The sequence below is a fragment of the Pirellulaceae bacterium genome, from assembly GCA_029243025.1.
Taxonomy (GTDB): Bacteria; Planctomycetota; Planctomycetia; order Pirellulales; family Pirellulaceae.
On sequence record JAQWSU010000057.1, the window covers coordinates 35,536 to 50,400 of the forward strand.

The 14,865-nt window shown below is 52.3% G+C and carries 11 protein-coding genes; 8 read left to right on the plus strand and 3 right to left on the minus strand.

Going from position 1 to position 14,865, the window contains the following annotated elements; all coding sequences use genetic code 11:
* Positions 1-71 precede the first annotated feature (71 nt).
* The 3 genes from P8N76_28435 to P8N76_28445 all read right to left on the minus strand — a co-directional run bounded on the left by P8N76_28435 (position 72) and on the right by P8N76_28445 (position 4,268).
* A complete protein-coding gene (locus P8N76_28435; protein MDG2385631.1) occupies positions 72-1,811 on the minus strand; it encodes a sodium/solute symporter in 1,740 nt (579 codons plus the stop codon).
* A 276-nt stretch (positions 1,812-2,087) separates the two neighbouring features.
* Positions 2,088-3,311 (minus strand): Gfo/Idh/MocA family oxidoreductase, encoded by a 1,224-nt coding sequence (locus P8N76_28440; GenBank protein ID MDG2385632.1) that lies wholly within the window; start codon positions 3,309-3,311, stop codon positions 2,088-2,090.
* A 93-nt stretch (positions 3,312-3,404) separates the two neighbouring features.
* Complete coding sequence (locus P8N76_28445) at positions 3,405-4,268, minus strand: GntR family transcriptional regulator (GenBank protein ID MDG2385633.1); 864 nt, start codon at positions 4,266-4,268, stop codon at positions 3,405-3,407.
* A 138-nt stretch (positions 4,269-4,406) separates the two neighbouring features.
* Between P8N76_28445 and P8N76_28450 the strand changes: the two genes are divergently transcribed.
* The 8 genes from P8N76_28450 to P8N76_28485 all read left to right on the plus strand — a co-directional run bounded on the left by P8N76_28450 (position 4,407) and on the right by P8N76_28485 (position 14,829).
* Positions 4,407-5,585 carry an enolase C-terminal domain-like protein gene (locus P8N76_28450; protein MDG2385634.1) on the plus strand — a complete coding sequence of 393 codons (1,179 nt, stop codon included), beginning with the start codon at positions 4,407-4,409 and terminating at the stop codon, positions 5,583-5,585.
* A 20-nt stretch (positions 5,586-5,605) separates the two neighbouring features.
* Complete coding sequence (locus tag P8N76_28455) at positions 5,606-6,988, plus strand: alkaline ceramidase (GenBank protein MDG2385635.1); 1,383 nt, start codon at positions 5,606-5,608, stop codon at positions 6,986-6,988.
* Between the two features lie 36 nt (positions 6,989-7,024).
* Positions 7,025-7,942 carry a dihydrodipicolinate synthase family protein gene (locus P8N76_28460; protein ID MDG2385636.1) on the plus strand — a complete coding sequence of 306 codons (918 nt, stop codon included), beginning with the start codon at positions 7,025-7,027 and terminating at the stop codon, positions 7,940-7,942.
* Between the two features lie 171 nt (positions 7,943-8,113).
* Entirely contained in the window at positions 8,114-10,426 is a 2,313-nt protein-coding gene (locus P8N76_28465; GenBank protein ID MDG2385637.1) for a hypothetical protein, read from the plus strand.
* A 448-nt stretch (positions 10,427-10,874) separates the two neighbouring features.
* Complete coding sequence (locus P8N76_28470; GenBank protein ID MDG2385638.1) at positions 10,875-11,414, plus strand: sigma-70 family RNA polymerase sigma factor; 540 nt, start codon at positions 10,875-10,877, stop codon at positions 11,412-11,414.
* A 5-nt stretch (positions 11,415-11,419) separates the two neighbouring features.
* Positions 11,420-11,857, plus strand: a complete 438-nt coding sequence (locus P8N76_28475; protein MDG2385639.1) for a hypothetical protein — start codon at positions 11,420-11,422, stop codon at positions 11,855-11,857.
* Positions 11,858-11,867: 10 nt separating this feature from the next.
* Positions 11,868-13,505: a hypothetical protein gene (locus P8N76_28480; GenBank protein ID MDG2385640.1), complete on the plus strand. Its 1,638-nt coding sequence runs from the start codon at positions 11,868-11,870 to the stop codon at positions 13,503-13,505.
* Positions 13,506-13,959: 454 nt separating this feature from the next.
* A complete protein-coding gene (locus P8N76_28485; protein MDG2385641.1) occupies positions 13,960-14,829 on the plus strand; it encodes a GNAT family N-acetyltransferase in 870 nt (289 codons plus the stop codon).
* Positions 14,830-14,865 lie beyond the last annotated feature (36 nt).

Genomic DNA, 14,865 nt, shown 5'->3' on the forward strand with positions numbered 1-14,865 from the left:
GAGGCGATTCCGAAAAGGGCTGATCCCCGATTTTTGCTGTGACCGATTTCCGCTATCTGCGGTGAGCTGTTTTAGAGCACGAAGCCTGAGAACAGGAAAAACAGCGTTAGAATCGTGACAACAAATAGTCCCCACCAGGTCACCACGCTTGTGTACCACCGATCGCCGAGACCATCGAAGATGTTCATTCTGCGCCAGTTGAACGTGAGTTGATCGGTAACCTGTTCAGGACGGGGCGGGGAGGTCAGTAAGCTCACGCTGATGCAAACTATCAGGCAGAAGAACCAGTTGATCGATGCTTGGTTCGCGTAGGGTCCGAGCCAAGCTACAGGTTCGGTGGCCAGGTTCAGATAGATTTTGATTGCGATACCGAGGATGAATCCCAGAATGACAGTTGTCAAAGCCCCGGCGCCATTGATCCTGCGCCAGAGGATGCCAAGTACAAAGACCGCCGCGAACGGTGGCGCGAAAAAAGCATAAAGTGACTGGATATATTCAAAGAGGCTGCCGCCTAGCTCGCCGATGAAGCCGCCCAAGACGATCGAAATCGCCAGGATAATCACGGACGTGGTCACTCCGGTCCTCACCAACTGTCGATCAGACGCGCCGGGACGAAATATTTGCTTGTAGATGTCCAAGGTCACGATGGTGGAGGTCGAGTTGAGCACCGAGTTGACGGTTGACTGAATCGCTCCGAAAAGAGCTGCGAGAAACAAGCCACGCAGCCCTGCGGGTATAAGCGTCTGGATCATCTGCACGTAGCCCTTGTCGGCTTCCGGCTTGACCTGATCCCATGGGCGAAGCAGGATTTCTGGGTGAAGTGCGAAAAGTATCATGCCGGGGAGAACGACGATGAGCGGTAAGAATACCTTGATCCATCCGGCAAACACAATTCCCATGCGTGCGTCGTATTCGCTTCTCGCACCGAGGACACGCTGAATCATGAATTGGTTGAGCACGTTGTACCAAATGCCTACTGAGAAGACCATCGGCAAGAAACTTATTGCAGGGATGACTGGATGGGTTGCATTTTGGAAGATTGAGAGGCGATTGTACGAATCAGATTCTCCGCCCGAAAGATGGTTCGTGTTGGCTGTTACCGCGTGAGCCCACTCGCCATGAGTCGCCTGGTTTCGCTCGATCATGGTGCGAAATCCATCGATCAACGAGCCGTCATCGCCGGCCAGCGTATGCAAGCCGAGCAAGCTGACCGTGAGCCCCCCAATAATCATCACCACGACGGTGAGTAAATCCGTCCACGCCACGCTCGCCAGTCCGCCGTAGATTGCCCACACCCCGGAAACGACTCCTAGGGCAATAATGGCGATCCATGGGTTCCAGCCAAATAGGCTCTCTAATGCCAACGCACCACCGTAAAGGACTGCCGCCAGAAAGGCGACCACGTTGCTGATCACTGTGACAATGGCAAACATTTGTCGCAAGGCGGCGTTGAAACGAAGTTCCAGATACTCGGGTGTTGTGAAGATTTTTGCCGACAGGAGAAACGGAATGAAAAACCAGATCAATAATGAAAAGGTAAAGATGTTTCCCCACTCCATCATCGAAATGCAGACGCCGAAGACGACCGCCGAACCGATCATTCCAATAAAATGTTCGCTGCTAATATTGGAAGCGATAAACGATCCCCCGATGACATACCAGGGCAGCTTTTTGCCAGCCAGGAAATACTCGGTACTCCCCGATTGTTCTCCGCGTCCAGCCAGATATCCAACCAGCGAAAGCATTGCGAAGAATGCACCGATTGCCAGATAGTCCAGCGGCGATAGCGCAAACGATTCGACTCCTGGCATTCTCGTTTCTCTCGTCTTTTAGTGGGCTGAGGGGGTCGCCTTTTGAACGTATCGCATCATTGCTTGCCAGTGCTAGATCGGAATCCAGCGAAAGAAAAAGATCGCGGGCCTGATTGATGTCAGATCAATCAGGCATTCGCTCTGGTTCGCTCGGAGCAACCATGACTGCTGCGGTGAACCATGGGGGACTCATGCTCGAGGATCATCACGGGATGCTACTTTTGTTTCGATTGGACGCGCACTTGGCTGATCGAGGCCATCTGTTTGCCTTGATATTCACATGTTGTACTGTGGGATCTTCAGCAATTCTCCGTCATTGAGTGCTGACTGATGAGCGACGATACCGGCCACTGTCATGTTGAGCGCTTGCGCCACGTCGACCCACGGCTTGCGGTCTCTTAAGATCGCGTCGACAAATTCGTTCGTCAGGCGACCGTGTGACCCGCCATGACCACCGGCGCTGACGCCCGGTGGTAGGGACGGCCTTTTGGTGTTGATGTTGCCCTTGCCGGTTTTCTCTCCATAGACTCGTCCCTGTTCTCCGTGTGCCGCTGGCATGTCCCAACAGACGGCCATGCGCGACATGCCGCCCTCGCTGGTCCGGAATAGGGCGATCTCAGATCCAAAGGGATTCTTGTAGTCGTTGTTCTTGGCCTGCAAATGTGGCACGGTGCTAAGATTGCCCATGCACGATACCTCGGTGAAGCTCCCACCTGTGACGCCGATGTAATAGGCGTTTGAGTGTGTTGGATAATATTGAGGTGGCAACCCTTTCCGCCAACCGTTGGTATCGACTCGCCGGGTCTTCGGGTTGTAACCTCCTAGGGGAGAGCCAAAGTAGTGGAAGTATTCCCCTTCCGAGTAAACAAGGTTACCGAAGAGTCCCGCTTTGTATTGCTGGTGCCAAGCGTAAAGGTTGGCGTGGAAATAAGAAGTCTCAAACAACATATACTTCTGACCGGTTTTCTGCACGGTTTCAAACAAAAGGTCAGCCTCTTCCAGCGATCCGAAAACAGCGGGTACTGCGGAGCCTACGTGTTTGCCATGTTCCAACGCCGCGATGGCCAACCGACCGTGACTCGGCGCGTCGGTGGCAATAAACACCGCCTCGATTGTGTCGTCCTTGATCATCTCCTCACAGGATGAATAGGTAGTTTTGCATCCACATGCTTTTGCCAATCCAGCTCGACGCGCCGGAATGAGGTCAGTGACCGCAACCACCTCGACGTTCGGATGGTTTTGGAAACCGAATTGTGCTCCGAAGGCGCACAGACCATAACCGGCGATGCCAACCCGGATCTTGCGATCGGAAAACGGTTCCCATTGCTTGGATCCATCAGGGTTGCTTTCGCTTTTCTCAAAACCGGGGATCACCTTGCCGCTGGCATCTTTGGGCGTTTGTTCCTGTTCCACTGCTAATACCTTGCCGCCCAGACTTAACGCGGACGTGGCGAGACCAACCGATTTCAAGAATGTGCGTCGTGATGATGAATGATTCATAGAAGGATGTTCCTGGGGAAATGAAGTTCAAGCGAGAATCTCCGACTCTTGATCTCAACCGACCTCGCTTGTTTCCGATTTCTGGAAAAGGTCCTATTGTGAAAAATCTTTGACCTGACTCAGGATTGGATGGTGATTCAGGATGTGATGCGACAACGCTTTTTTTGCTGCGGACCAGCTCTTCTTTAATAGGGCAGTAAGGATCTCGTGGTGCTGTCGCATTGTCTCAATCGCAACGTCACGATCATGGTCTTCCCATTCAAACAACAGCCTGTAGTAACGCCCGTGACGGGCAAGGAAATCGGTGATGTACGCGTTGTCGGCCGTTGCAATTAGGTATTCGTGCAGAGACTCATCCACCTTGAGTGAGTGGGCTGCAGATGCTGGAGGTATATTCGAGTCAAGCATTCGTTGTAATTCTCGGGGCTCGAGTCTGGGGCGAGCCAGTTCCAACGCTTTGAGCTCCAGTAGCTCACGTACTTCGATAAATGCCTGGAGGTCATCCTGTCGAAATGGATGCAGACGCCAGCCGCGTCGCGGGATGTGATCGAGTACTCCTTCGCCAGCCAGTCGATGCAGGATGTTGCGAATGGCAGAGCGGCTGATGTTGTATTTCTCAGCAGTCGCTTCCTCTCGTAAGTAGATCGGTTCGCCCTGCAGACTGAGTTGCATCAGATCGCCAGCAATCAGTTCGTAGGGATCGCGTGGCGGTTCTGGTGGTTTTGGCTTCTGCCGCGGACTCGTTCCGGGGCGGGCAGTTAGGGTCGTGGCAAGGCGATGGTTTTTTCCTTTTTTCAACAAGCCTTCGTCAATTAACTCAGCCACTGCGGTTCGTACGGGGGTCAGGCTGACGTTGTAATGCCCCGCCAGCGATTCGAGCGTCAGTTGGATGGGTAATTCACGTCCCGACTCGAGTTGAGCGGCGAGGTCATCTTTGATGTAGGTTGCGATCGACATGCGGGTAAGATAATTGTCTTAGGCAACAAAAACAAGTATATTGCCAGCCAGTTAAAAATGGAGCGTCTTGGTTCGTCTCGAGATGGGTTCTGTCCTTCTCTTTGATAAGTCGCCGCGATTCAGGCGGATGGAAACACGATGAGAATCACCGCAGTCGAAACGCATGTTTGTCACGCCCGCATGCGCAACTGGGTATTTGTTAAGGTGGTCACGGACCAGCCAGGGTTATACGGTTGGGGGGAGGCGACGCTGGAATGGCACACTCGCGGCGTGGTGGGTGCCATCGAAGACTTAGCCACCTTGCTGATTGGAGAGGATCCGACATGTGTTGAACATCTTTGGCAGATGATGTGGCGGCAACACTTTTGGCATGGGAGTGGCGTGACTCGATCGACGGCGATTGCCGGAATTGATCTCGCTTTGTGGGATATTGTCGGCAAGATTCACGGAGTGCCTTGCCACAAGCTGTGGGGCGGTCCGGTACGAGACACGATTCGACTCTATTGTCACCTGGGGGGCGGCAATCTGGAAAGTTTTTACGAGACGCCCGTCGATAATGCCAAGCAATTTGCAAGCCTCGCTCACCAAGCTGTTGCGGAGGGATTTACCGCATTCAAATCAATGGCGGTGCCACCCACCATGCCCATCGAAGGGCTCAAACCGGTCAAGGCAGCCGATGTGTGTGTTGCCGCGATGCGTGAGGCTGTTGGAGACAACATTGATATCATGGTGGATTGTCACGCGCGGCCGTCACCGGCGATGGGTTTGCAGTTTGCCAAGGCTCTTGACCCATACGGGCTCTATTTCTTGGAAGAGCCTTGCTGGCCGGAAAGTATCGAAGGACTTGCCGCCATCAATCAGGCTGTCACGACACCGATCGCTACCGGTGAACGCATGACCCACCTCGCGGCCTTTCGAGACCTGTTTGCGGTTCGCGGATGCGAAATCTGTCAGCTCGATATCACACACTGCGGCGGTTTTACGGAGGCTCGGCGGATTGCTGCTTTGGCCGATGCTCATCGGATCTCGCTTGCGCCGCACAATCCACAGGGACCCGTTAGTACAGCTGCGTCGCTCGAGTTCGGTTTTTCTCAGCCGAGTTACATCATTTGCGAGTCGGTGCACAATGACGTTCCATGGCGAAAGGATATTGTCGAGGAAGGTTTTATCGTTGATGAAAAAACGCGAACGGTGACGCCCAATAAGAAGCCGGGGCTTGGGATTACGATCAATGAAGCGGAAGTGAAAAAGCATCCGTTTGAACAGGAGATTCCCCAACGCGTCTTCCATCAGGACGGCAGCGTTGGCGATTGGTAATTGTTCCGGAATAAGTAACCATGCACCAAGATCTTGCTCGACGACACAGCGCGTTCCAAGGTCGTATTGGAATCGCTCGTGAGGAAATTACGCCACCCGTTGGTATCTATTCACGAAACTGGGGCGCTGCAAAGCATGATACGGCCGAATCGATTCACCGACCCTTGGCTCTCACTGCTCTGACGATGGTGTCATCCTCCAGTGATAAACCGTTGGTTCTGATCGAGGCTGATCTAGGCTGGTGGCGTTCGTTGGAGCTGTTTCGTCAGTTTCAAAAGCGAATGCTGGAAGAACTGTCGCTTGATTCCACTCGTTTTATTTTTTCTCTGACTCATACGCACGCATCCCCACCACTTATGGAGTCGGACCCGGTGTTGCCTGGAAACACGTTGCTGTCGTCGTGGATGGAAGGCCTGAATGAGGCTGCCGTTTCCGTTATGAAGCGGGCCTTGGCAGGTGCGGACGAAGCAATCCTCGATTGGCATACGGGGCGGTGCACACTGGCCGCCGTTCGCGATTTACCGGATCCCGACCCAACGGTCGATCGTATGATTTGCGGATTCAATCCTGCGGCCAAGGCAGACGACACGCTGCTCGTGGGGCGTATTACGGATCGATCGGGAACGGTGCGGGCCACCCTCGTTAACTATGCCTGCCACCCGACCACTCTGGCCTGGGGAAATACAGCGATCTCTCCCGACTATATCGGAGCGATGCGGGAAACGATGGAGACAGCGACTGGAGCCACGGCCTTCTTTCTCCAGGGAATGTCGGGAGATGTTGCGCCGAAACATCAGTATGTTGGCGACGTTGAGGTGGCTGATCGTCATGGCCGCCAGTTGGGGTTCGCTGCGCTGGCAGCTTTGAATGATATGGAGCCCGCAGGATTCCAACTTCGCTTTGATGGCGTTGTCGAATCAGGTGCACCCTTAGCGGCCTGGCGACATCAATCCTGTGGGATTTCGACGGAGTTGCGAGCGGTTGAAGTCGTTGCCGACCTGAAGCTCAAAGAATGGCCGACCGCCGATCGTCTCGAGCAGCAGCGACTTGCCTGTGATGATCGGGCCGTGGAAGAGCGGCTTCGACGGCAGCGAGATATCCGACGATCATTGGGAGACGGGACTTCGTTTCCGTTGATGGTGAATGCTTGGAGGATTGGCGATGCACTGCTTGTTGGTTGTGCCGGCGAAGCCTATTCTCAGCTGCAGCGGGATTTGCGCAGTCGTTTCCCTCATTTGACAGTGATTTGTATGAACCTGATCAACGGTTCCGTCGGCTATCTGCCTCCGACGGATCTCTACGATCTGGATGTCTATCCTGTCTGGCAGACTCCGTTCGATCGTGGTTGCCTAGAACGATTGGCGAATACGATGGTAGCTGGCATCGAAGAACTTCTCGCTTAATTTTAAACCAACACCAGATCCCAAATAGTGAAGATCATGACTGTGACACCGAGCATCGAAGGCATTCTGCCGATTCTTCACACTCCATTTGACGTCAACGATGAAATTGATCGTGATAGTCTCGAACGCGAAATTGACTGGGCCTTTGAGCAAGGATGTAACGGCGTATGTTCGGCCATGGTTTCTGAAATCCTACGGTTAACGACCGAAGAACGCGTTCGTCTGAATCGATTGATTGTGGAAATGACGGCTGACCGGGGACATGTCGTTGCCAGCGTCGGTGCGGAGAGTGCCAAGCAGGCGATCTATTTCGCAAAGGAAGCTGTTGAGGCTGGATGCAGTGCTGTGATGGCGATTCCTCCTATTGCAACAGCATTGCCGCTGTCCGCACTGCATGATTACTTCAGCACGTTGGCAGATGCAGTGCCGGTCCCTCTGATCGTTCAGGATGCATCGTCCTATGTTGGCACATCGATTCCGACCGAATTCTACGTGCGTTTACTGAATCAATACGGGCCGCAAAAAATCCTGTTCAAGCCAGAAGGTGCGCCGATCGGACCAAATATTTCAGATTTGCGTGACGCCAGTGACGGTCGTGCCTGCATGTTCGACGGATCGGGCGGCATTTTGCTGATTGATGCCTTTCGACGTGGCGTGATGGGTACGATGCCGGGAATTGATTTACTTGATGGAATTGCGGCTTTGTGGCACGCCTTGAAAAGCGGCGACGACGAAACAGCCTATCGGATTTACTTTCCAATCTGTGCGTTGGTTGCCTTGCAGTTGCAAGCGGGATTAGACGGATTTCTCGCTATCGAGAAATATATTCTTGTGAAACGCGGGTTGTTTACCACGGATCGGCGACGCGAGCCAAACTCCTGGAGCCTCGATCCGGAAACACAGAGCGAAATCGATCGACTCTTGGTCCGGATGGCTGACATGCTGTCTGCCTGAACGGTCCAAACCTCATCGCGTTCTCGCCGTGTCTGACTTGATACGAGCGAAGAGTCTGTCCAAAAGGCAGGTGGTTTAATTGAGGAATGTGGCTCTTTGCAGATCGAAACATGTTTCGGCTCTTGGGTTTTGCAGTCACTTGAATAAGTGTTGACTCATTGGGAAGAATGGATGAGTTGTTGGCTGATAGCTTTTCTATTGGCTTGGTTCGAGTTAGGCTGGAATAGGTTCTTGAAAGGTGTTCTCGATCGGATGGGGGTTAGCAAAATGCGACCTTGGCATAAGTATGGCTACGCGACGAAGGTGTTTGCAACGCTGCTGTTTATTGGCTGCATGTGTGCAAAACCGATCTTCAGTCAAACTCCACCGAAAGAAAAGCTTTGGTTTCAACGCGCCATGGTTGGAATGGAAGTTGGCCCAACGGGTGCCCAATTCGGTTACAGCGACCCACGCGACAATCTTTACTGCGAAAAGTGGGATGGGGCAGAAATCGTACGACGTTGTGTTGCGGCGGAAGCGGAGTATCTCGTGCTGTGGCTGCGCGATGGTGACTTTGCCTATTACAACTCAACACGCCTGCCAAAAGCTCCGGGACTCAGGGAACGTGACCCGCTTCGCGAAGCAATCGATGAGGCAGCGAAACACGATTTGCCCATTATTTCGTATTGCGTCGTTCAGCAGGGAGGCCTTTTTCTTCAAGAGAATCCTCAGTGGAAGATGAGGGACGTCTCAGGGAATGAAATCGAAAGATTTTGTTACAACTCCGGCTATCTGCAGGAAATGAAAGAGATTATCGCTGAGCAGCTTGCTTACGGAATCGACGGCTTTCACATCGATATGCTTGACCAGGGATTTGGCAAACCCTATGGATGTTGGTGCGACACGTGCCGTCAGCTTTTTCGGGAAAAGTATCATCACGATATGCCGTCAAATGTTAAGTGGGATCAGCTTTGGGACGAGATGTTGGAGTTTCGTTATGCCACGAGTGAGCGTTTTGAAAAGGAACTGACGGCTTATATCCGGTCGCGTCATCCCAACGTGACTGTCGATTACAACTATCACGGTAGCCCGCCGTTTTCATTCGAAGTTGGCCAACGTCCTGTGCAGCATGCGGGTAATGGAGATTTTGTTACGGGCGAAACGGGTGTTTGGGGATTCAGTGCACTGGGGGTCGGATTAAACGCCGAGTTTTATCGTGCATCCACACCTCGGGTGCCATTTCAAGTCGCGATTCAACGCGGAGTGCGGATGTATCATGATCAGACCACTCGTCCGTTGCACGATATGCGTTGGGAAACGCTGACCCTGTTGGCGCACGGAGCATTCGTCACGATGATCGACAAGACCGCATTCGACGGTTCACTCGATCCATTGGCCTACGAACGGATCGGCAAAGTGCTGGGCGAAGCGAAATCGAAGCGAGAACACTTTGGGCAACGGCAGGTTTTTGACATTGGGCTTTACTTCAGCAGTCGCACTCGTGATTGGATGGGCCGAGAGGATCCGGCAAAATACTTTCACAGCTTTCAAGGTGCTCATCAGGCCTGCGTGATGGAGCATCTCCAGTACGGAGTTATCCTAGACGAAAATGCAACACTGGATAGGCTGCGAAAATTTCCCGTGGTCTGTCTGCCCAATGCGGCGATTGTCTCGGAGGAGGAAGTCGATCTGTTTCGTAGTTACGTTCGTGAAGGTGGTAGACTATTGATTACAGGTCAGTCCGGGCAATTTGATCAATGGGGACAACCGTTGTCAAAGTCCGTTTTGGAAGGGTTGATCGGTGCCACTTTGACGGAACGACTCGAATCGGAAGACAACTGGGTCAGTGTTGACGAAGGAACGTCAAGCTGTCCTGAATCGCAACTTGTCGCGGATGATTTGCGTGTGAACTGGCCTTTTCTTGTGAACGGGCCGGCTACCATTTACCAGCCAACGACTGCCAAGCCGCTTGGTAAGCTTTACAAACCACACCGGACGAAGCGTCAACTGCAGGGGAAAATGCATACCGAGTGGCCGATGAGTGCCGATTCACCTGTTGGCGCTGCGGCGTTCATAAATAACTACGGAAAGGGAAGAGTCGTTACTTGTGCCGCATCACCCGACTACGCTGCCGCAAGTGAGCACGCCTTGGTGGAACATCGAACCTTATTTCGCAACTTGTTTCGCACCTTCCAGACCCAACGGTCCGTTGTCGTCGAAGGGCCTGCCAATGTTGAGGCGGTCGTCACCGATGACCCGCAAGGACGGACGTTGCGACTCCATCTGTTGGCATATAACTCAACTCCTCGCACAACACCGGGAAAGAATCGTCCATATGTTTTACCTGGTATGATTGTGGACAAGCCCATCTATCGAGTTCGCCTTGTCGTTGACGGCTTACGCTCGGCTGCAGCGATTAATCCAACAACTGAACTCAAGGTGAATGAAAATACGGTGAAAGCGACAGTCGAAGATATTCACGAAGTCATTTTGCTAAGATACTAAGAACCGAATCCAAGTTAGCCGTTTGCAAATCCTGCAGTGGTTTGTCGCTGGTTCCCGGAGTATGCGTGGCAGCGGACGGGCTAGTTCGATGAGCCTCGTTCTTACTGAATCGCCGTCAATCGATCGTTGGTCATTTCGATGGCATCTTATGGTGAGTGCAAGGGTGAGCTTTTACCGTAGCGATTTCCCATTGAGCACGCTTTTCAAAGAAATCGATTTTGGGTATTCCTGCCAGCGATCGAAGTCATCTTGCTCAGGAAGGACCAATAATCGTGATTTGGCGAGAGTCATATTTTTCGGCGGATGCAGGGCAGGGGCTGGTAATCTCTTGTGGTGAAACGGTTTAAGCCTCCAGTCGATTGCCAATTGAACATGCAGTCTGAAAAAAAGTCTCGAAATTTAGACAAAACGACGATTTGTTTGGCTCTTCCTTACAGTGGAGCAATGAATGAATAAATCCGTCGATCCCCTCGTCAGTGATCTAGCAGCCGGTCAGCTTGAGGCCTTTGGCCAGTTGTATGACCAATATGCTGGTCGACTGTTCGCGGCAGCGCTCAGGATGCTCCGCCGTCGGGAGTGTGCGGAAGACGTGGTTCAGGAGGTTTTTGTGGCGATGGTCCGATCAAGACACCGATTAAGCGACGTCGAGGATCTGACGGCCTACCTATTCGCCACGTTGCGTAATGCGGTTGCTCAGCACGCGTCTCGTCGGGCGCGCCTTCCAATCGTCAATGAACCGGCTGAAGATTTAGCAGTGACCTTTCCGGATCAACCTGATTCGCGTCGTGACGAACTGCGCGATGCAATTGCCAATTTGCCATCAGCGCAACGCGACGTGATTGCGTTGAAGATTGACGGTGAATTGACCTTCGCTCAGATCGGACAGGCAATTGGTGTGAGCACGAACACCGCAGCGAGTCGTTATCGCTATGCATTGGAAAAACTGCGGGCGAATTTTCAGGCGTCCTCAAAAGGGGAGACGGATTAAATCTTATGGACAAACTGCCAGACGAACTAGGCAAACTCGAAGAAGAATTAATGAACGTCTGTCGAGAGAAACCTTCTAAGGAGTTTCGAGATCGGCTGTTAATGACTCTAGAAAAGGAGTTGGTCGTCGAGTTACCTCCAGCGACCGAGCGAAGTCGATGGGCGTTTGCTGCTGCAGTCGCCCTTTCGGTTTTGATCTGGATGAATCTGTCGATTAGCGCAACGAACTCGATTGGCAGGCATGGTCAAGTGGCGTGGTCTGCGTCGGAGATCGATCAAGTGGCCGCGGATCTTCACGAATTGTTACCCGAGCTCTCATCGAGCCAAACCCGTCGATATGCGATGCTCTTACAAGCTCGCGATACTTTATTACTGATGCCCGAGTTGCCCCCCAGCACTTTTTTTCAACAGGCGGGTGGTGGAATCGATCGAGGGGCAGAATAGGAGCGGCACAATGGCTTACATATTACTTTGGTTTGAAAACTTGACATTTGATCTCCTGCTCGTTGCCACGCTGATTGCATGCATCGGGCGGTTGAAACGAGTTGGGTTGCGGCGATTGTTGGCGATACTGGTTGTGTTGGCGTGGTTTTCCGCGAGGGGAGCTGCGATTGCAGGTCTAGCGGTTCTGCGTTTTACTGCCTTGGTGAATGTTGACTCGGCTCTTTATCTGCTGGTCAGTTCTACGGTTTGTTTTGGAATCGGTGCTGTGTGGCTGCTTGTTGTGGGGTTGCGGACTTGCAAAGACGATTCAGCCGTGGCTGCATCCTGGCCACGCGGGCGACTTGCGATGTTCACCTGTATCGCACTGGGGCTCCAGCTAATGACGACCTGGAATGTCGATCTCGCAGTCCGACAGCAGTTTGCCGGACTTCAGGCCGAAGCAGGTGGCATGGGCTTATCGATCGCGCCAGCGCGAATTCCTGATCGTGACAACGCGGCGATCGTCTATGAACAGAGCTACGATGCGCTTGAGGAGGCTTCTTGGTCTGAGACACATCGCGACAAATGGCAGGATTGGATCGATCTAGAATCGAAGGATTTCAACGTTGACGACCCCGACCTGAAGAGCTTTCTCAAGAAACAGGGACCGACGTTAATTTTGTTGCGGCAGGCGGCGGAAAAGGCAGGATGTCACTTTGGTCGTAATTACAGTCAATTGAGTTTTGACTTGATGCTGCCTGAGCTCACCCATTTGCGACAAGCCGCGCGTCTCTTGTCACTTGACGCTCGATATCGAGCCGCTCAGGGAGATATGCAAACGGCTTTGGAAGACGTGGGTGCGATCTATTCCCTAGCGGAGCATGTTGGTAGCGATCCACTCTTGATTTCCACGTTGCTGACAAAGGCGATTGATCAGGTGGCAACCGATACGTTTCAAGAGGTCCTCGCGCTCGCGGGGCAACAGGACATTGCCCAGCGAATCACGTCTGATCAGCTTCAAGCGATTGACCTTGATGGAAGTATGTCTTTGGCTCGGCTCTATCAGCGATCTCTCCGAGGTGAAACTGCATTCGGATTGAATCTCTTTTATCAAATGAGCAATGGAAACCTTGATTGGTCACAAGGGTTTTCTGGGACGACGTCACAGCCCTCACCGGCCAATTCCTTTTTTCGAATATTCCTACTGCCGGATGACTTGACGTCGTATCGAAAGATCATGAGCGACTTTTCGAGCGTCGCAGCAAAACCTTTTTACGAAGCTCGAGACGATCTCGATAATTTGGACGAGCGATTCGAGCAGGAGCCCATGGGGATCATCACCAAAATGATCACACCCGCGTTAGCAGCCGCAACGGAGCAAGTGGCCCAAGGTGACGCGCGACATCAGACGGCCCGCTTAGGACTTGCGGTAGCTCGTTATCGATCCAAGACAGGTGATCTTCCGAAGACTTTGGAAGAGCTTGTTCCTGATTACATCCCGATTTTGCCGCGTGATCCGTTTGACGGGGAGTTCATGAAGTATCGCGTGACAGATGACGGTGCCGTCATTTACAGTGTCGGCCCCGATGGTAAAGACGATTCGGGTACCATCTTCGATGCGAAAGAAAGACAGGGAGATATTGTCTTTCAGCTGGAATCGTATCAGTGATCCCGATTGGGATCGTGACACGTGAACGAATTTTTTGAAAGCAGCGTTCGAACCATCAATCGAATTCAATCGCCGGCAACTACGTCGCAGCGAGCTCCTTGCTGCAAACAAGATACGCTGGAAGTTGCAGTGATCCACTTCGCAGCTGTTCTCACGTCCAGAACGCATTGAAGTTGCCGCAAAAGATTTCGATCGTGAGATCCAATTTAACGATCGCCACGCCGGTTCTCGGCGATTGGCGCCGTTTTCGATCCTAAGCATTAATTAGTGGTGGTGCTGAGTTCAACTGAATTGCAACGCCCCGTGCTAAGGGAATGAATCAGGATTGGAGAAAAACCGGCTCGATTTGAGTGCTTTTTAGCAAAAAGACTGGCCGATCCATGGTAAGCGGTGGAAAAATTTTCATTGGCAAATATTCTTTATAGTGGGGAATGTTTCGGCTCGAATTTGAAATTTGAGTTCTGCACTGGTCGTGATTGATTTCTTTGGGGCGTTTGAAATGGTGATGCAGGTAAAGTCCAAGGGGCGCGAACAGCATTTATTGGATATTTTTTGTTCCTATGATGTCTTACGTCTCAAACACTACGCAAGAAGAGGTGATCCAGGCAGGATCGAAGTCCGATCGATGGAAGGTGCTGTTGCACTACGATTTGATGAAGTTGGTTATTTCAATCGCGTTTACCATGTGGAACCGAGGGCTCTGACAAAGCTGCCGGAGCTCATGCAGGTGTACCGCAACTCGCAGCATTCGATTGAGTTGATTCCGTCAATGGGAATGCAGTTTACCGATCACGCGGCGGAGCTGAACGCTCTCGGGTTTGCTCCGGACACGCGTTATGCTTGGCTGAGTCGAGACCTCACCGCTTCAGACTCGGGTGATCTCTCTACGGATGATATTCAAGTACGTCGCCCTCTCACGACCGAATATGATCAAGTACTGGATCTCTATTTACGTGGATTCGGCGCACCACCTGAGAGCTGCGTTTCTGCCAAAGCAAACATGCGGCTATTGTTCGACGAACCCCGTTTGCACTTTTGGATCGTACTGGTCGATCGCCAGCCCGTTTCACTTGGCATGCTTTACCATGTTGGCAACTGTGCTTTTTTATGTGGTGGTGCCACGTTGCCTGAGTTTCGTAAGCATGGATTTCATCGCATTTTGATTCGTCGTCGTTTCCACGAGGCACGTCTTTTGGGTTGTGATTCAGTGGTTTCTTGGGCGGTTGAAAATGGGCAGAGCCATGACAATATGTGTTCGATGGGCTTTGAAATGATTGCTGGTGCTCAGAGCTGGGCAAGAAGCTGTGAACAGATCGAGAAATGAACCTGCAGTGAATCCGCGTTCGGCGAGAGGTCCTAA